Below are 17,904 nucleotides of genomic sequence, written 5' to 3' on the forward strand. Positions count from 1 at the left end.
GATGGAAGCACCATCAGCGCATATTGAAAATCCTAATACTGTTTTGTATTCCTTGATGACGGCATTAATGGAAACCTCCTTGAACCATATGTTGTTCAAGGAAAAAGTCCTGCAACCTGCAAGAATGCGTTTAGCAGGTAAAGTGATGGGGATTGAGCTTAAAGAGCTGAATAAAACTCTGACACTTATTTTTGCTGAAAATCATGTTGATGTATTAAGTGAATGGCAGGAACCTGCGGATTGCACTATCAAAACGTCACTGTTTACATTGGTTAAGTTGAAAGATAAGCAGCAGCTTTCACAACTTATCAATAATGGCGATATTGTGATTGAAGGCGATATGCAAATTGTTCAACATTGGTCTTCATTACTGGATTTAGCTATCTGGAACCCAGCTCATTATTTATCGCCTTATATTGGTGATATTGCGGCAGAAGGCATCAGTAAAGTGTTGGGTAAAGGGGCTTGCCTCGCGTCTCGATTAGTCAGTCGTCAAAAAACATACGTTAAAGACATTATTCTGGAAGAGTGGAAAATGGCACCAAGCCAGCTGGAATTAGTGCACTTTAGCGATGAAGTTGAGCAGGTTTCAAATTCAATGAGTCAGTTAGAACAACGACTCAATCAGTTGGAGGAGAAGAATGACTCCCGGTGAAATAAAACGCCTTTACTTCATTATTCGGGTATTTCTCTCTTATGGACTAGATGAGCTGATCCCTAAAATTAAGCTGACATTGCCTTTAAGAGTTGGGCGGTTAGGTTTTTTCTGGATCAAAAACAAACACAAAGATAAAGATCTTGGTGAACGACTGCGCTTAGCATTGCAAGAATTAGGGCCGGTTTGGATCAAATTTGGTCAAATGCTGTCGACTCGCCGAGATTTATTCCCTCCTGCAATTGCTGACCAACTGTCATTGTTACAAGACAAAGTGGCGAGTTTCGATGGTAAATTAGCCCGTCGTTATATTGAAGAGTCACTTGGTGGCCCGTTAGAGCAGTGGTTTGATAACTTTGATGAGCAGGCTCTTGCCTCTGCGTCGATTGCCCAAGTTCATACTGCAACATTAAAAGAAAATGGCAAAGATGTTGTTTTAAAAGTTATTCGCCCTGATATTTTGCCTGTCATCAAAGCGGACATTAAGCTGATGTACCGTATCGCCAATTGGGTTCCTCTTCTTCCTGATGGACGACGTTTACGTCCTAAAGAAGTTGTGCGCGAGTACGAGAAAACCTTAATTGATGAGCTAAATCTTCTTCGCGAATCTGCTAACGCTATCCAATTACGACGCAACTTTGAAAACAGCTCTATGCTGTATATCCCAGAAGTTTACCCTGATTATTGCCGTGAAAACGTGATGGTCATGGAGCGTATCTACGGTATTCCTGTTTCGGATATTGCGGCATTAGAAGCGCAAGGTACGAACATGAAATTGCTGGCAGAGCGGGGCGTCAAAGTCTTCTTTACTCAGGTATTTCGTGACAGTTTCTTCCACGCAGATATGCACCCAGGCAACATTTTTGTTAGCTACGATCATCCAGAAGATCCGCTTTATATTGGTATCGACTGTGGGATCGTGGGTTCGCTTAACAAAGAAGATAAGCGCTATTTAGCTGAAAACTTTATTGCCTTCTTTAATCGTGACTATCGTAAAGTTGCTGAATTGCATGTGGATTCCGGCTGGGTTCCGCCAGATACCAATGTTGAAGATTTTGAGTTTGCTATTCGCACCGTTTGTGAGCCTATCTTTGAAAAGCCATTAGCTGAGATTTCATTTGGGCATGTGTTATTGAATCTGTTCAATACTGCTCGTCGCTTTAATATGGAAGTTCAGCCGCAATTGGTGTTATTGCAGAAAACCTTATTGTACGTTGAAGGTTTGGGTCGTCAGTTATACCCACAGTTGGACTTATGGAAAACAGCAAAACCATTCTTAGAGGATTGGATCCATAGCCAAGTGGGCATTCCGGCTATCACCAAAGCGTTAAAAGAAAAAGCGCCGTATTGGGCGGAAAAAATGCCAGAAATCCCTGATTTGATCTATGGGGCATTAAAGCAGCACCGTTTCTTGCAGTCCAATATTGAACAGCTTACACAAGAGTTAAAGCACCAACGCACTAAACAACGTAAATCACAGTACCTATTAGGAATTGGGGCGACCTTTATTCTTTGTGGTAGCTTATTCTTTATTTCTGACTTAACCCGAATTGCAGCAGCATTTATGGCTGTAGGTGCATTGTCGTGGCTTGTAGGTTGGTGTAAAGGAGAGGATAATTAAGTAGACTTTGTTTTGCGACAAGTTTATAAGGCTGTGATCATTTCCGTATTTAGCGTTGGTTGTATATAATAGAGTTAGTTACAATTGATCCCAAAACTATAGAGGTATTAACAATGGAATCAACTTTTGCAATGGCTGCTTTCGGTAGTCCTTGGCAATTAATTATCATTGCTTTGCTTATCATTTTAATTTTCGGCACCAAGAAATTACGTTCTTTAGGTTCTGATCTGGGCGAATCACTTAAGGGCTTCAAAAAAGCAATGAGCGATGATGAAGCTGCAAAAGCGAAAGCAGAGCAAGAGAAGCAAGATGCTGATTTTGCACCGAAAAACATCACTGAACAACAGGCTCCTGAGAGAAAAGACAGCCCAGTTGAGAGCAAAAATAAAGAGCAGGGATAAACCGTGTTTGACATAGGTTTTAGTGAACTACTGCTAGTTGCGATCATCGGTCTTGTGGTATTAGGTCCCCAACGTCTACCAGTGGCAGTGAGAACTGTTGCTGGTTGGATTCGTGCTATGCGCTCTATGGCTGCTAATGTCCAGAATGAGCTATCACAAGAACTGAAATTGCAAGAACTGCAAGAGACTCTTAAAAAAGTTGAAGAGAAGGCGGGTTTGGAAACTCTTTCTCCGGAACTTAAAAAGTCGATGGATGACCTGCGTCATGCTGCTTTGTCTTTACAAAGCGGTTATCAGGCAACAACCAATGATGTCCAATCTGAGTTGAACAAAGCAAAAGAGATCACAGAAAACTACGATGCTGCGGTAAAGGAATCCCATGCTAGTTCTTCGCAAACTCAAGAGTCAGATCCTGATCCTGAGTATGCTGCTAAGATGGCTGCAGTTGTTGAAGAAAAACCTGCTTCAACAACACCTGCTTCAACAACTCCTGCAGACTCTAAGCTACTCGATGCTAAAGTAACAAACTCTAATCAAACAGAAAGTGAAAAATAACACATGGCTGTCAATGATGCTCAACCACTTATTAGCCACCTGATTGAACTAAGAAAGCGGCTACTAAACTGTTTGATTACGGTATTAATCGTCTTTGCGGCGCTCGCTTATTTTTCAAACGATATTTATCGCCTTGTTGCTGCGCCTTTGATTGATAAGCTGCCTGTTGGCTCTCAGATGAGTGCGACAGACGTGGCATCGACGTTTTTTACCCCGATTAAACTGACCATGATGGTATCTGTATTTGTTTCGATACCCGTCATTTTGTACCAAATTTGGGCATTTATCGCGCCTGCGCTGTATAAGCATGAACGTCGATTAATGCTGCCGTTGCTGGTATCAAGTAGCTTCCTATTCTATTTAGGAATGGCATTTGCTTACTTTGTGGTATTCCCGTTAGCTTTTGGCTTCTTTGTAAAAACAACGCCAGAAAGCGTTAACTTTATACCTGATATCAGCAAATACCTCAGTTTTGTCATGACATTGTTCATGGCATTCGGGGCTGCGTTTGAAGTGCCAATCGCGATTATTTTACTGTGCTGGACTGGCGTAACGACTCCAGAATCACTTAGACGTAAACGTCCATATATTTTAGTGGGTGCGTTTATCGTCGGGATGTTCCTGACTCCGCCAGATGTTTTATCGCAAACTTTACTCGCAGTACCGATGTATTTGCTGTTTGAGCTTGGGGTATTACTATCTAATTTCTATGTTGGCAAAGGTCGACGTAGAGGTGATGACGAAGAAGAAGAGCCAGAAGAATAATCACGGTGACAACGTTATTGTGAAATAAAAAGCCCATTCAATCGATGGGCTTTTTTTATGCCAGTTTGAAGCAAACATATCGTGAAAAATTTATTCAGACTCTTTTCTAAATTGCGTATTATCAATGACTTTTGCGACAGTGGTATTTAAGATGTTAAGCAAGAGGATTGAGCGCGACTCACCATTTGGTTCATTGAAGATGGCCTTAACGCCGGCAAAAATACCTTCAGTAATGACAACACTATCTCCCTGAGAGGGGAGATCCGGTGATTGAGTATGGCTGACGGGCGTTTGTTGTATGAGTTCAATTATCTCTTCAGGAACTTCAGCCGGTAATGCGCCAAAGCGAATAAAGTGGCTGACACCGCGTGTAGATTGGATGGTGGTTGTATGAATTTGCTCATGGTCGAATTTCACAAACAGGTAATTGGGGAATAACGCTTCAGTAATAACTGTGCGCTTGCCTCGAACGACTTTCTCCATTTCAGTCATTGGAGTCATACAAGTCACATGCTGTCGAGTTAAGTGCTCAATCGCTCTATCCAGTTGCCCTCGTTTGCAATACAGCAAATACCATTTTTCCATTTTTTGATCCCATCCAACAAATTTATGCTCATGATAACAAATTAAGGCATAAGAATGTGACTAATGATGAGTTGCACAATATTATTCATCTACACAAGTATAGATTAATTCGATAGTTACGAAATTAGATACACAATAAACATAGCAGTTAATACACTTTTTGTAGGAGACACCATGGATATCTTTTTACTGAGTAATGGCAAACTTTCCGGCAACCCTGTATGGCTAAGTTACGCATTACCAAGAATTAGCGAAATGATTGAACGTAAACAGATTAAGTCAGCAGTATTAGTGCCTTATGCTGTTTTACGAGGTTCTCACGATGAGCGTGCGGAGCAGTTAAGCGATGCTTTAGGTATTAAAGTGACTTCGATTGAACATTTTGAGAGCCCAGTAGAAGCCATCGAACAAGCAGAATGTATTCTTGTTAGCGGCGGTAATACATGGTGGTTAAACAAATGCTTGCATGAGAATGGCTTAATTGTTGCTATCCAACGTGCAGTACGTGAACGCGGTGTACCTTACATTGGTTGGAGTGCGGGTTGTAACGTGGCGACCCCAAGTATTCGTACAACGAATGATATGCCTGTGAGCAATGCGGTTATCATGCCGTCTTTAGGGCTGTTTCCAATGCAAATTAACCCACATTATATCGATGCGCATATTTCTGGGCATATGGGTGAAACACGAGATGAGCGCTTACAAGAATTCTGTGTTATTAACCCTCATGAAGTTGTTGTCGCGTTACGCGAAGGTAGCGGATTACAGATCAAAGGAAATGAATTAAGCTACTTCAGTGGTAAAAATGAAGGTTTCAAGCTGTTTCAGCACAACAAAACATTCCCTGAGCAATTTGATACCGTATCATTAAAGGATTATGTTCCGTTTGATTGCAAGTAAAGTGATATACTTAATCTGAAGATATTGATTATTAAGTATGTTTAACAGCAACTTGTAACCTTGGCTGGGAACCTTATAATGAGGTTCCCCCTGTAATAGTAAAAGAAGATAATGAAATACCGTGACCTTAGAGATTTCATCGCGCAGCTTGAAAAGCAAGGCGAACTAAAACGCATTACGATGGAAGTCGACCCTTATTTGGAAATGACTGAAATCGCAGATCGTACACTAAGAGCAGGGGGACCAGCCTTACTATTCGAAAACCCTAAAGGCTATAATATGCCCGTTCTGTGTAACTTGTTTGGTACAACCAAGCGCGTTGCTATGGGAATGGGGCAAGAAGATATTAAAGCCTTACATGATGTGGGTAAGTTGCTCGCTTTCTTGAAAGAACCGGATCCTCCTAAGGGTTTTCGTGACTTAATGGACAAGTTGCCGAAATTCAAACAAGTGCTGAATATGCCAGCTAAACGCTTAAGCTCAGCGCCTTGTCAGGAGGAAATTTGGGCTGGTGATGATGTTGATCTGACTAAGATCCCCGTTATGCATTGCTGGCCGGAAGATGCTGCACCACTGATTACTTGGGGCTTAACGGTCACTAAAGGCCCCCATAAAGAACGCCAAAATTTAGGTATCTATCGCCAGCAAGTCCTTGGCAAAAATAAAGTTATTATGCGTTGGTTGTCTCATCGTGGTGGTGCGCTGGATTTCCAAGAGTGGTGTCAGGCACATCCAGGTGAACGATTCCCAGTCGCTGTGGCGCTAGGTGCTGACCCCGCAACGATTTTAGGCGCAGTGACACCAGTTCCTGATACGCTATCTGAATATGCTTTTGCTGGGTTACTCCGAGGCAATAAAACGGAAGTCGTAAAGTGTATTTCTAACGACTTAGAGGTTCCTGCAGGGGCGGAAATTATCCTTGAAGGATATATTGAACCGGGCGAAATGGCACCAGAAGGCCCTTACGGTGACCACACTGGTTATTATAACGAGATTGATGACTTCCCAGTATTTACTGTGACTCATGTGACTCAACGTCGCGATGCGATTTATCACTCTACCTATACAGGCCGTCCACCAGATGAACCTGCAGTATTAGGGGAAGCGCTGAACGAAGTTTTAGTGCCTATTTTGCAAAAGCAGTTCCCTGAAATTGTGGATTTCTATTTGCCACCAGAAGGTTGTTCCTATCGTCTGGCGGTTGTTACCATGAAAAAACAGTATGCAGGACACGCAAAAAGAGTAATGATGGGCGTCTGGTCTTACCTGCGCCAATTTATGTATACGAAGTTCGTGATTGTTTGTGATGATGATATCAATGCTCGTGATTGGAAAGATGTTATTTGGGCCATCACAACACGTATGGATCCTGCTCGTGATACTGTCATGATGGAAAACACGCCGATTGATTATCTCGATTTTGCATCACCGATTTCTGGGCTTGGTTCCAAAATGGGAATGGATGCGACCAATAAATGGCCGGGAGAAACCAACCGTGAATGGGGACGCCCTATTGTCATGACGCAGAGTGTCAAATCCCGCGTAGATGATATCTGGGAACAGTTAAATATTATTGAAAAGTAAGAGGAAAATCATGGCAACTTTGAGCTGTAAAGTCACATCTGTTGAATCTATCACGGATACAGTTTATCGGGTTATTTTGTTGCCAGACGGACCTTTTCATTTTAAAGCGGGTCAATATCTTATGGTCGTTATGGATGAAAGAGACAAACGACCATTCTCTATGGCTTCTACTCCCGAAAATAATCAATCTATCGAACTGCATATTGGCGCGTCGGAATTTAATTTATACGCTATGGCGGTGATGGATCGCATTTTAGAACAGCAACGTATTGATATTGATATTCCTCACGGTAAAGCGTGGTTCCGCGAAAATAGCCAAAACCCGATGATCTTGATCGCAGGCGGTACCGGCTTCTCTTATACCCATTCTATTCTATTGGCTGCTTTGGCTGAAAACCCTCAACGGGATATTACTTTCTATTGGGGCGGTCGCCAGTTAGAGCATTTGTATGACCTCGGTGAATTGCAGGCTATTAGTGAGCGTTATCCTAATCTGAAAGTGGTCCCTGTTGTCGAGCAACCGGATGAAAATTGGCGTGGAAGAACAGGAACTGTTTTGAGTACCGTGCTAGAAGATTTCGGTGACTTATCTGGGCATGATATTTATATTGCGGGTCGTTTTGAGATGGCGAAGATTGCGCGGGATAGGTTTTGTAATGAGAGGGGGGCAAAGTCCACCCAGTTGTTCGGCGATGCCTTCGACTTTTTGTGATTTGAGTATCCCCGTCATATTTCAAGCCACAGGGGTGTTAGCTTCATAAAGCTACCCTATCACATACTCCAGTATGCTCAAGGGATAGCTTTACTTGCCGCCTACCTGTGACCTGAACTATTTAGGGGATGGACTGAGTTGTATTCAATATTCTGGTTGATTGGTTGATTGGTTGATTGGCTGATTGATTTCACTGAGCTGGTTCGTGGATAAAAAAATCCCGCCCCTGACTAGGCGGGAACATTGCAAGATACGACAATGTAACGGCAAAATGAATTAGACTCTTTCGATAATTGTGGCGATGCCTTGCCCAAATCCAATACACATTGTAGCTAAACCAAACTGCTTATCATGTTGTTCTAACTGATTAAGTAACGCAGTTGTGATCCTTGCGCCAGAGCAACCGAGAGGGTGCCCTAAAGCGATTGCTCCACCACTTAAATTCACTTTCTGATCCACTTGGCTTTCTGAAATTTGCAGCCCTTTTAGGCAAGCAATAGACTGAGCCGCGAAAGCTTCATTAAGTTCAATAATATCAATATCATTCAACGTCAGCCCCGCACGCTTTAATGCTAATTCAGTGGCAGGAACTGGCCCAAAACCCATGATTGAAGGATCGCAACCAACCACGGCCATGGCGCGAATTTTTGCACGAGGTTTCAATCCATGCAGTTTGGCATAAGACTCACTGGCAAGTAGCATGGCTGAAGCACCATCGGACAATGCTGACGAATTACCTGCGGTCACGGTACCACTGACAGGGTCGAAAGCGGGTCTTAATGCAGCAAGTCCTTCCAAATTGGCATCAAAACGGATGACTTCGTCATAGTTGATTGAAATAAGATTGCCATCAGCGTCATGTCCTGAAATCGGAACGATTTCACGGCTAAATTTACCATTCTTAGTTGCCGCTGCCGCGCGTTGGTGAGATCTCAATGCAAAGGCATCTTGTTCTTCGCGACTGATTTTATACATTTTGGCGAGCATTTCGGCAGTTAAACCCATGGCTCCAGAGGCTTTTGCTACGCGTAATGTGAGCTTTGGATTGAAATCAATACCGTGAGTCATTGGAACATGACCCATATGCTCAACACCTCCAATCAAAACGGAATGAGCATCTCCAGTCATAATGAAACGGCTTGCGTCATGAATGGCTTGCATCGAAGAACCACATAGGCGATTGACCGTGACCGCAGGAACTGTATGAGGAATATCAGTCAATAAAGCAGCATTTTTTGCGATGTTAAAACCTTGCTCTAAGGTTTGCTGAACACATCCCCAAATAATGTCATCCAACTCTTTCTTTTTCGCATTGGGATTGCGTTCAAAAATTGCATTCATCAGGTGTGCAGAGAGGTCTTCTGCTCTTACATGACGAAATACACCGCCTTTGGAACGGCCCATTGGTGTGCGTATACCATCAATAATGAAGACATTTTCCATAGGATTAACCTCTCGCAACTTTTTTAACATCAATAGCCACAACCGGTGGCTGCGGATAGTATCTGGCGTTAGTGGCCGCTTTTTCTTTCAATCCATTTGGAACTTGATAAAGCGGGCTTAAATGGGAGTAGGATTCCGCAGTTTTGACATAAGACTGGCTACCGAGTGTATCAAGATAGCAGAAAACACCTCCGCGGAATGGCGGGAAACCAAGTCCATAAACTAGCGCAATATCGGCATCTGAAGGGCTTTGTATAATGCCTTCTTCAAGGCAGCGAACCACTTCGTTCACCATTGGCGCCATCATTCGAGCAATAATTTCATCTTTAGTAAATGAACGCTTACTTTGGCGAATCGAACTTAATAATTCATCGGTTTTTGGGTCATCAATTTTCTTTGGCTTTCCTTTTTTATCTTTTTCATATTGATAAAAGCCTTTGCCATTTTTCTGACCAAAACGTTGTTGTTCAAACATAATATCGATGGCGTTCTTACCGACTTTTTGCATTCTTTGCGGAAATCCTTGAGCCATGACTTGCTCTGCATGAAATGCGGTATCAATCCCGACAACATCAAGTAGATAAGCCGGCCCCATTGGCCAACCAAATTCTTTTTCCATGACTTTATCGATTTCTCTAAAATCGGCGCCATCTTGAAGTAATAAGTTAAACCCAGCGAAATAAGGGAAAAGAACGCGGTTAACGAAAAAGCCAGGGCAGTCATTTACAACAATAGGGGTTTTTCCCATTTTATTCGCATAAGCAACCACTTTAGCGATGGCGGCATCACTGGTTTTTTCACCTCGAATAATTTCGACCAAAGGCATGCGATGAACAGGATTGAAAAAATGCATACCACAGAAGTTTTCTGGGCGTTTAAGAGAGTTCGCTAGTTCAGTGATTGGAATAGTTGAAGTATTTGAAGCCAGTATAGTCTCTGATGTGATTAGTGATTCCACTTCGGATAACACGGCGGCTTTTATTTTAGGGTTTTCAACGACAGCTTCAACGACCACCTGAGAATTATCAATGCCAGCATAAGATAAAGACGGATGGATAGAGGCTAAGGTTGTTGCCATCTTATCTGCAGTGATTTTTCCTCGTTCAAATTGACCATTAAGCAGCTTTCTAGCTTCATCAATACCTAAATCTAAGGATTTCTCATTGATATCCTTCATCAGAACGGGAACACCCTTGCTCGCAGATTGATAAGCAATACCTCCACCCATAATGCCTGCACCCAGTACAGCTGCGTGTGCCGGTGCAGTAGAGGAACCTGCGATTTTTTTACTGGTCGATTTAACCTGTTGATCATTCAGAAAAACGCTAACTAATGCACGAGCAACATCACTATGAGCCAGCGGGACGAAAGCAGCAGTTTCATGTTTCAGTGCTTCATCTCGAGTGCAGTTTGCAGCTTTCTCGATAGTATTGACTGCACTCATTGGTGCTGGATAGTGTTTTCCAGCAACTTGATAGACCATACCTTTAGCAACGTTAAAGCTCATTGCTTGCTCTAGTGCGCTAAGTTTTAGCGGCTCAAGTTTTGGCTGCCGTGCTTGACGCCAATTTAATGCGCCAGAAATAGCTTGTTCGATGATGTGCAAGGCTGCCTGTGGTAATTTTTCAGTTTCGACAATCGCATCCACTAAACCGAGTTTCAGTGCTTGAGATCCACTCACATCTTTACCCGCAGTGATAATTTCCAGAGCGCTATCAAGACCAATAAGTCGAGGCAAACGGACTGATCCGCCAAAGCCAGGCATAATTCCTAACTTTGTTTCAGGTAAGCCAATTCTGGCATCGGGTGACGCAATTCTAAAATCGGTAGCGAGTACACACTCACATCCACCGCCTAGGGCATAACCATTAATTGCGCTAATAGTTGGAACAGGGAGATCTTCAAGGCGATTAAATATACTATTCGCGTAACCAAGCCATTCACTGAGGGTTTCTTTGGATGCGTCGAATAGGGATAAAAATTCTTTAATATCTGCGCCAACAATAAAAGCGGGTTTATCTGAGCGCAAAATAACGCCTTGTAAATCGCTTTGTTGTTCGAGTACTGCAACTGCTTCATCAAGTGAAGCGACGGTATGAGTATCCAATTTATTGATTGGTCCTGATGAGTTAAACACCAGTTCTGCAATACCTTTTTTCAACCATTGAATAGAGATTGTCTCACTTTGATAAAGCATGCTGTTCTCCTTTATGTGGCGGTCTTATCTGGTATGACCAGATGAAAATCAGTGTGACGATAATGTTAATTAAATGCAAATGATTAATAACAAAACTGGAAGGCGGCTCACAGGAATTAAGGTAAATAACACAAGGTGAAAATGATATTTCTATTAATAATCAATGCATTAATCTTATCTTGTCATTGAGTGCATACACGTTATTAGCAGAACGTGATAAGCTTGATTTTTCTAACTAATACTGAAAGGTTGAACGAAATGGAAAAACTGGCTGGACTCTACGCAGAACATATTAAAACGCTACAAAAAACGACTCAGCAAGTTTTGCAACGCAGTAAATTAGATGCCATCTTGATTCATTCAGGAGAGCCAATTCGCATTTTCCTCGATGATAGTGACTACCCATTTAAAGTGAATCCACATTTCAAAGCATGGGTTCCAGTGACGGACGTCCCGCATTCTTGGTTATTAGTCGATGGAGTGAATAAACCGAAGTTATGGTTTTACTCACCAGTTGATTATTGGCATAGCGTTGAACCTTTACCAACTAGCTTCTGGACGAAAGAAGTTGAGCTTATTCATCTGAAAAATGCGGATGAAATTAAAGGCTTTTTAGCGAATTTACCGAAAGAGCATCTAGCTTATATCGGCTCCTCTGCAAACAAAGCCGAATCTTTAGGTATTTCGACACACAATATCAACCCAAAACCTGTACTCGATTATTATCACTATCACCGTTCATATAAGACAGACTATGAGCTGTACTGTATGCGCGAAGCCCAAAAAATGGCGGTGAATGGTCATTTATCAGCTTTCGAAGCTTTTCAAGCTGGGGCAAGTGAGTTTGATATTAATATTAGCTATTTAGAAGCGACAGGGCATCGTGATACGAATGTGCCTTACGGTAACATTGTAGCTTTAAATGAAAATGCAGCCGTGCTTCACTACACTAAATTACAGCAAACGACTCCGAGTGAATTACGTAGCTTCTTGATTGATGCTGGTGCTGAGTATAACGGTTATGCCGCTGATATTACTCGTACTTATGCGGCTAAGAACAAAAGTGAGTTTGCAGAATTAGTTGGAGATTTGAATACAGAACAACTCGCTCTGATCGCTTCAATTAAAGCTGGCGTGCGTTATACCGATTACCATGTAGATATGCATCACCGTATTGCGAAATTACTTGCTAAGCATGGAATTGTGAAAGGGATTAGCGAAGATGCTATGGTTGAAAATGGTTTAACAACACCATTTTTACCACATGGGTTAGGTCATCCATTAGGTTTACAAGTGCATGATGTAGCAGGCTTTATGCAGGATGAAGATGGTACCCATTTAGCTGCACCGAAAATGTATCCATTCTTACGCTGCACTCGTATTTTGGAACCAAGAATGGTGTTAACTATCGAACCGGGTCTTTACTTTATTGAGTCCTTGCTTTCTGCGTGGCGTACAGGGGAGTTCAGTCAGCACTTTAATTGGGATAAAATCGAGCACTTCAAACCTTATGGTGGTATTCGAATTGAAGATAATATCGTTATCCATCATAACCATATTGAAAATATGACTCGAGATTTGCATTTACCGTAATGAAAGCGTACTCAATTCCGGCAGAAACGATCTCTTTTTCGGAAGAGATCAAAAAAAGCCGTTTTATTACTTATATCGCTCATACCGAGGGTATTGACGCTGCGAAAGATTATATTCAATCGATTAAAGCGCAATACCCCGATGCCCGGCACCATTGCTGGGCATTTGTTGCGGGGCGACCTGATGATTCCCAGCAATTAGGTTTTTCCGATGATGGAGAGCCTACGGGAACGGCAGGTAAACCCATCATGGCGCAGCTATTAGGTAGCAACTTAGGTGAGATCACTTGCGTTGTTGTGCGTTATTTTGGTGGAATAAAGCTAGGTACGGGTGGGTTAGTCCGTGCTTATGGTAGTGGGGTTCAGCAAGCGCTGAAGTTACTCCCAACACAAACTAAAGTCCCTCAAAAAATCTTCAATGTGGTATGTGATTACTCACTTATCAATGGAGTTGAGCAATTATTAGCTCAGGTAAATGGTACTATATTGCTCAGTGATTATAATGAGTCTGTATCTTTGCAAATTTCTATTCCTGCTACTTGTGAGCAGGAGGTCAATGATAAATTACGTGATATCAGTCGTGGGGAAGTTACTCTCTTAGAACCGTCACAAGAGCAAACAGCATAGCAAGGAACCGGCCGAATGCATTTTCGCGCAATAACTCGTATTGTCGGGTTACTCGTCATTATCTTCTCTTTTACTATGGTCATACCTGGTATTGTCGCACTGATATATCGCGATGGTGCGGGACGAGCATTCAGTCAAACTTTTATAACGGCGTTGCTGATTGGGCTTTTTTTATGGCTGCCTACGCGAAATAGTCGACATGAATTAAAAGCAAAAGAAGGTTTTTTAATTGTTGTTCTGTTTTGGACGGTGCTAGGGAGTGTCGGGGCACTGCCGTTTATCTTCTCTGAAAAACCCAATTTATCTGTTACAGATGCCTTCTTTGAGTCCTTTTCTGGGCTAACAACCACCGGTGCAACAACTCTGACGGGATTAGACTCTCTTCCGAAAGCGATCTTATTCTATCGGCAGATGCTGCAATGGCTTGGAGGGATGGGGATCATTGTACTCGCCGTCGCGATTTTGCCTCTCTTAGGTGTCGGGGGGATGCAGCTCTATCGTGCAGAGATGCCGGGGCCATTAAAAGATAACAAAATGCGTCCGCGAATTGCGGAAACAGCAAAAACCCTTTGGCTTATTTATGTGTTGCTAACTATCGCGTGTGCGATTGCATTATGGATCGCTGGTATGGATGTGTTCGATGCGATATCACACAGTTTTTCAACCATCGCGATCGGTGGGTTTTCTACTCATGATGCCAGCATAGGCTACTTTAATAGTCCTGCCATTAATACCATTATTGGCGTGTTTCTAATTATCTCGGGTTGTAACTTTGGCTTGCACTTTGCGGTTTTAACGGGAAGAAGCCTCGGAATTTATTGGCGCGACCCTGAGTTTAGAATGTTCATCAGTTTCCAGTTTGTTCTAGTCGTGATCTGTACCGCGGTGCTGATGTATCACTCCGTATATGCTGGCTTTGGGCAAACGTTGGATCAAGCCTTTTTCCAAGTGGTCTCGATGGCGACCACTGCGGGTTTCACCACTGACAGTTTTTCTGGCTGGCCGCTGTTCTTGCCAATGCTTCTACTATGTGCGGCGTTTGTCGGTGGTTGTGCAGGGTCAACGGGTGGGGGATTAAAAGTGATTCGTATCCTTTTACTGTTCCTGCAAGGTTCCCGAGAGTTAAAACGATTAGTGCATCCTAATGCGGTCTATACCATTAAATTAGGACAACGGGCACTGCCAGAAAGGATCATTGAAGCTGTCTGGGGATTCTTCTCTGCTTATGCTTTAGTTTTCGTGGTTAGCTTGCTGCTTTTAATCGCCACTGGGGTGGATGAGTTTTCTGCATTCTCAGCGATTGCAACAACGTTGAATAACTTAGGTCCAGGCCTAGGTACTGTTGCTGATAACTTCACGACAATGAATCCTGCAGGTAAATGGATTTTAGTTGTCACGATGCTGTTTGGTCGTTTGGAAGTGTTTACTTTATTAGTATTACTGACCCCTACTTTCTGGCGTGAGTAATATAGCTGCGCCGCTAACGTATATAGATAGTAACGATTAGGAATAAAAATGAGTTATCTACTTTTGCACTCAAGCACCGATGGGCAAACCAAAAAAATCATACTTAAAATGGCAGATCAATTACGTCGCGCTGGGCGTGAGTGTGATATTCGTGATTTGAATTCAGATAAAAGTTTTAACTTATCTGCTTACGAAAAGGTGCTAGTGGGAGCTTCTATTCGTTATGGGCATTTCAATAAGCAGTTAGTGCGTTTTGCTACAACCCATCAAACTCAACTTAATTCGATGAAGACGGGGTTCTTTGCCGTTAACCTTACAGCAAGAAAAGAAGGCAAGAATACCGTTGAGACGAATGCCTATACTCGTAAGTTCTTAGAGAAGTGCCCATGGCAGCCGACCGTGAAGTCTGTTTTTGCAGGCGCGCTGTTTTACCCTCGCTATAAATGGTTTGATAGAGTGATGATCCGGCTCATTATGAAAATGACAGACGGACCAACCGACCCAAATACAGAAATTGAATATACCAATTGGGATAATGTTGCGGCTTTCGCAACTGAATTTGATAATCTCTAGCTTGATATTTAAACAAATCGTGGTTGTTTTGCGCGATTTGTTTAAAAAGAAAACGGTCGAATAAAAATATTCAAAAAACACTTGCAGGATTTCTGCGACTCCCTATAATGCGCATCCGTTGTCACGACAAACCGGCTCGAAGAAAACCTCGAAGCCCCGTGATAACAGAGGTGAAGAAAGAAAATAGTTGAAAATAATCGCTTGACTTTCTAAATAAAAAACGTAGTATACGACACCTCGCGACAACGACCTAAAGTCGATAATCAAAAGATTAAGTCGCACCGCTCTTTAACAATTTATCAGACAATCTGTGTGGGCACTCACAGGACACTATCAAAAAAATATTTGATTTTAAGTCTTGAAGAGTGACTAACACGTTAATTCATATATATGAACTAATAGGTAATTTGGTTTCTTCGGAAATCAAACGACAGTAAACATTCTTTGAGCATCAAGCTTTTTAATTGAAGAGTTTGATCATGGCTCAGATTGAACGCTGGCGGCAGGCCTAACACATGCAAGTCGAGCGGTAACAGGGGAAGCTTGCTTCTCGCTGACGAGCGGCGGACGGGTGAGTAATGTATGGGGATCTGCCCGATAGAGGGGGATAACTACTGGAAACGGTAGCTAATACCGCATAATCTCTTAGGAGCAAAGCAGGGGAACTTCGGTCCTTGCGCTATCGGATGAACCCATATGGGATTAGCTAGTTGGTGAGGTAATGGCTCACCAAGGCGACGATCCCTAGCTGGTCTGAGAGGATGATCAGCCACACTGGGACTGAGACACGGCCCAGACTCCTACGGGAGGCAGCAGTGGGGAATATTGCACAATGGGCGCAAGCCTGATGCAGCCATGCCGCGTGTATGAAGAAGGCCTTAGGGTTGTAAAGTACTTTCAGTTGGGAGGAAGGCGCTGATGCTAATATCATCAGCGATTGACGTTACCAACAGAAGAAGCACCGGCTAACTCCGTGCCAGCAGCCGCGGTAATACGGAGGGTGCAAGCGTTAATCGGAATTACTGGGCGTAAAGCGCACGCAGGCGGTTGATTAAGTTAGATGTGAAATCCCCGGGCTTAACCTGGGAATGGCATCTAAGACTGGTCAGCTAGAGTCTTGTAGAGGGGGTAGAATTCCATGTGTAGCGGTGAAATGCGTAGAGATGTGGAGGAATACCGGTGGCGAAGGCGGCCCCCTGGACAAAGACTGACGCTCAGGTGCGAAAGCGTGGGGAGCAAACAGGATTAGATACCCTGGTAGTCCACGCTGTAAACGATGTCGATTTGGAGGTTGTTCCCTTGAGGAGTGGCTTCCGGAGCTAACGCGTTAAATCGACCGCCTGGGGAGTACGGCCGCAAGGTTAAAACTCAAATGAATTGACGGGGGCCCGCACAAGCGGTGGAGCATGTGGTTTAATTCGATGCAACGCGAAGAACCTTACCTACTCTTGACATCCAGAGAACTTAGCAGAGATGCTTTGGTGCCTTCGGGAACTCTGAGACAGGTGCTGCATGGCTGTCGTCAGCTCGTGTTGTGAAATGTTGGGTTAAGTCCCGCAACGAGCGCAACCCTTATCCTTTGTTGCCAGCGATTCGGTCGGGAACTCAAAGGAGACTGCCGGTGATAAACCGGAGGAAGGTGGGGATGACGTCAAGTCATCATGGCCCTTACGAGTAGGGCTACACACGTGCTACAATGGCGTATACAAAGAGAAGCGACCTCGCGAGAGCAAGCGGAACTCATAAAGTACGTCGTAGTCCGGATTGGAGTCTGCAACTCGACTCCATGAAGTCGGAATCGCTAGTAATCGTAGATCAGAATGCTACGGTGAATACGTTCCCGGGCCTTGTACACACCGCCCGTCACACCATGGGAGTGGGTTGCAAAAGAAGTAGGTAGCTTAACCTTCGGGAGGGCGCTTACCACTTTGTGATTCATGACTGGGGTGAAGTCGTAACAAGGTAACCGTAGGGGAACCTGCGGTTGGATCACCTCCTTACCATTGAAGTGTTTTTGTGAAGTGCTCACACAGATTGTCTGATAGAAAGTAGAGCAAAAAGCGCGTCTGCGAAGCTGACTGTAGTGTCCCCTTCGTCTAGAGGCCTAGGACACCGCCCTTTCACGGCGGTAACAGGGGTTCGAATCCCCTAGGGGACGCCAATTGCGCGGAGAATGAGTGAAAGACGTTCCCCACAAATAATGATTAAGCCAATTACGTTGTAGTTG

General features: G+C 43.4%; 15 protein-coding genes, 1 tRNA gene and 1 rRNA gene. 14 read left to right on the forward strand and 3 right to left on the reverse strand.

Features of this window, described 5'->3' with window-relative positions; all coding sequences use genetic code 11:
• Position 1: 1 nt before the first annotated feature.
• The 5 genes from ACY3ZI_RS02775 (at position 2) to tatC (ending at position 3,997) form a co-directional block, all read left to right on the forward strand.
• The gene (locus ACY3ZI_RS02775; RefSeq protein ID WP_211887835.1) at positions 2 to 655 is read left to right on the forward strand and encodes a ubiquinone biosynthesis accessory factor UbiJ; all 654 of its coding nucleotides are present in this window, start codon (positions 2 to 4) and stop codon (positions 653 to 655) included.
• Positions 642 to 2,276, forward strand: a complete 1,635-nt coding sequence (ubiB, locus tag ACY3ZI_RS02780; protein ID WP_211887834.1) for a ubiquinone biosynthesis regulatory protein kinase UbiB — start codon at positions 642 to 644, stop codon at positions 2,274 to 2,276. The genes ACY3ZI_RS02775 and ubiB overlap by 14 nt, the downstream gene beginning before the upstream one ends.
• A 113-nt stretch (positions 2,277 to 2,389) precedes the next feature.
• The gene (gene tatA, locus ACY3ZI_RS02785; protein WP_487375946.1) at positions 2,390 to 2,677 is read left to right on the forward strand and encodes a twin-arginine translocase TatA/TatE family subunit; all 288 of its coding nucleotides are present in this window, start codon (positions 2,390 to 2,392) and stop codon (positions 2,675 to 2,677) included.
• 3 nt (positions 2,678 to 2,680) lie between these two features.
• On the forward strand, positions 2,681 to 3,232 hold the full coding sequence (gene tatB, locus ACY3ZI_RS02790; protein WP_487375947.1) for a Sec-independent protein translocase protein TatB: 552 nt from the start codon (positions 2,681 to 2,683) through the stop codon (positions 3,230 to 3,232).
• Positions 3,233 to 3,235: 3 nt separating this feature from the next.
• Positions 3,236 to 3,997, forward strand: coding sequence for a Sec-independent protein translocase subunit TatC (tatC, locus tag ACY3ZI_RS02795; RefSeq protein ID WP_487375948.1), 762 nt, complete (start codon positions 3,236 to 3,238; stop codon positions 3,995 to 3,997).
• A gap of 90 nt (positions 3,998 to 4,087) precedes the next feature.
• Here the strand turns inward: tatC and rfaH are convergent, their stop codons facing one another.
• The gene (gene rfaH / locus ACY3ZI_RS02800) at positions 4,088 to 4,582 is read right to left on the reverse strand and encodes a transcription/translation regulatory transformer protein RfaH (RefSeq protein ID WP_487375949.1); all 495 of its coding nucleotides are present in this window, start codon (positions 4,580 to 4,582) and stop codon (positions 4,088 to 4,090) included.
• Positions 4,583 to 4,756: 174 nt separating this feature from the next.
• Here rfaH and pepE point away from each other — a divergent pair, with 174 nt between their 5' ends.
• The 3 genes from pepE (at position 4,757) to fre (ending at position 7,778) form a co-directional block, all read left to right on the forward strand.
• Entirely contained in the window at positions 4,757 to 5,482 is a 726-nt protein-coding gene (pepE, locus tag ACY3ZI_RS02805; RefSeq protein ID WP_036954932.1) for a dipeptidase PepE, read from the forward strand.
• A gap of 111 nt (positions 5,483 to 5,593) precedes the next feature.
• Positions 5,594 to 7,066: a 4-hydroxy-3-polyprenylbenzoate decarboxylase gene (ubiD, locus tag ACY3ZI_RS02810; protein WP_006658346.1), complete on the forward strand. Its 1,473-nt coding sequence runs from the start codon at positions 5,594 to 5,596 to the stop codon at positions 7,064 to 7,066.
• Positions 7,067 to 7,076: 10 nt separating this feature from the next.
• Entirely contained in the window at positions 7,077 to 7,778 is a 702-nt protein-coding gene (gene fre, locus ACY3ZI_RS02815; RefSeq protein WP_036954929.1) for an NAD(P)H-flavin reductase, read from the forward strand.
• A gap of 276 nt (positions 7,779 to 8,054) precedes the next feature.
• On the opposite strand, the gene fadA is transcribed toward fre, so the two are convergent.
• Together fadA and fadB are read right to left on the reverse strand one after the other, a co-directional pair.
• The gene (gene fadA, locus ACY3ZI_RS02820) at positions 8,055 to 9,221 is read right to left on the reverse strand and encodes an acetyl-CoA C-acyltransferase FadA (protein WP_036954926.1); all 1,167 of its coding nucleotides are present in this window, start codon (positions 9,219 to 9,221) and stop codon (positions 8,055 to 8,057) included.
• A gap of 4 nt (positions 9,222 to 9,225) precedes the next feature.
• Entirely contained in the window at positions 9,226 to 11,418 is a 2,193-nt protein-coding gene (gene fadB / locus ACY3ZI_RS02825; RefSeq protein WP_487375950.1) for a fatty acid oxidation complex subunit alpha FadB, read from the reverse strand.
• 258 nt (positions 11,419 to 11,676) lie between these two features.
• Between fadB and pepQ the strand changes: the two genes are divergently transcribed.
• The 6 genes from pepQ (at position 11,677) to ACY3ZI_RS02855 (ending at position 17,838) form a co-directional block, all read left to right on the forward strand.
• Entirely contained in the window at positions 11,677 to 13,011 is a 1,335-nt protein-coding gene (pepQ, locus tag ACY3ZI_RS02830; RefSeq protein WP_211887830.1) for a Xaa-Pro dipeptidase, read from the forward strand.
• Complete coding sequence (locus ACY3ZI_RS02835; protein WP_036954919.1) at positions 13,011 to 13,637, forward strand: IMPACT family protein; 627 nt, start codon at positions 13,011 to 13,013, stop codon at positions 13,635 to 13,637. Before pepQ ends, ACY3ZI_RS02835 begins: the two co-directional genes overlap by 1 nt.
• Before the next feature lie 15 nt (positions 13,638 to 13,652).
• Positions 13,653 to 15,104: a Trk system potassium transporter TrkH gene (gene trkH, locus ACY3ZI_RS02840; protein ID WP_108479348.1), complete on the forward strand. Its 1,452-nt coding sequence runs from the start codon at positions 13,653 to 13,655 to the stop codon at positions 15,102 to 15,104.
• Positions 15,105 to 15,152: 48 nt separating this feature from the next.
• The gene (gene hemG / locus ACY3ZI_RS02845; protein ID WP_108479349.1) at positions 15,153 to 15,677 is read left to right on the forward strand and encodes a menaquinone-dependent protoporphyrinogen IX dehydrogenase; all 525 of its coding nucleotides are present in this window, start codon (positions 15,153 to 15,155) and stop codon (positions 15,675 to 15,677) included.
• A gap of 461 nt (positions 15,678 to 16,138) precedes the next feature.
• Positions 16,139 to 17,677, forward strand: a 16S ribosomal RNA gene (locus tag ACY3ZI_RS02850).
• 85 nt (positions 17,678 to 17,762) lie between these two features.
• A tRNA-Glu gene (locus tag ACY3ZI_RS02855) sits at positions 17,763 to 17,838 on the forward strand.
• Positions 17,839 to 17,904 lie beyond the last annotated feature (66 nt).

It is taken from the genome of Providencia sp. LY12, from assembly GCF_057621555.1.

What these genes read in the sequence shown, in the direction of transcription:
- hemG (WP_108479349.1), top strand. Translation starts at nt 15,153, where the DNA reads ATGAGTTATCTACTTTTGCACTCAAGCACCGATGGGCAAACCAAAAAA.
- fadA (WP_036954926.1), bottom strand. Translation starts at nt 9,221, where the DNA reads ATGGAAAATGTCTTCATTATTGATGGTATACGCACACCAATGGGCCGT.
- ubiD (WP_006658346.1), top strand. Translation starts at nt 5,594, where the DNA reads ATGAAATACCGTGACCTTAGAGATTTCATCGCGCAGCTTGAAAAGCAA.
- fre (WP_036954929.1), top strand. Translation starts at nt 7,077, where the DNA reads ATGGCAACTTTGAGCTGTAAAGTCACATCTGTTGAATCTATCACGGAT.
- ACY3ZI_RS02775 (WP_211887835.1), top strand. Translation starts at nt 2, where the DNA reads ATGGAAGCACCATCAGCGCATATTGAAAATCCTAATACTGTTTTGTAT.
- pepQ (WP_211887830.1), top strand. Translation starts at nt 11,677, where the DNA reads ATGGAAAAACTGGCTGGACTCTACGCAGAACATATTAAAACGCTACAA.
- pepE (WP_036954932.1), top strand. Translation starts at nt 4,757, where the DNA reads ATGGATATCTTTTTACTGAGTAATGGCAAACTTTCCGGCAACCCTGTA.
- fadB (WP_487375950.1), bottom strand. Translation starts at nt 11,418, where the DNA reads ATGCTTTATCAAAGTGAGACAATCTCTATTCAATGGTTGAAAAAAGGT.
- tatC (WP_487375948.1), top strand. Translation starts at nt 3,236, where the DNA reads ATGGCTGTCAATGATGCTCAACCACTTATTAGCCACCTGATTGAACTA.
- trkH (WP_108479348.1), top strand. Translation starts at nt 13,653, where the DNA reads ATGCATTTTCGCGCAATAACTCGTATTGTCGGGTTACTCGTCATTATC.
- rfaH (WP_487375949.1), bottom strand. Translation starts at nt 4,582, where the DNA reads ATGGAAAAATGGTATTTGCTGTATTGCAAACGAGGGCAACTGGATAGA.
- ACY3ZI_RS02835 (WP_036954919.1), top strand. Translation starts at nt 13,011, where the DNA reads ATGAAAGCGTACTCAATTCCGGCAGAAACGATCTCTTTTTCGGAAGAG.
- tatA (WP_487375946.1), top strand. Translation starts at nt 2,390, where the DNA reads ATGGAATCAACTTTTGCAATGGCTGCTTTCGGTAGTCCTTGGCAATTA.
- ubiB (WP_211887834.1), top strand. Translation starts at nt 642, where the DNA reads ATGACTCCCGGTGAAATAAAACGCCTTTACTTCATTATTCGGGTATTT.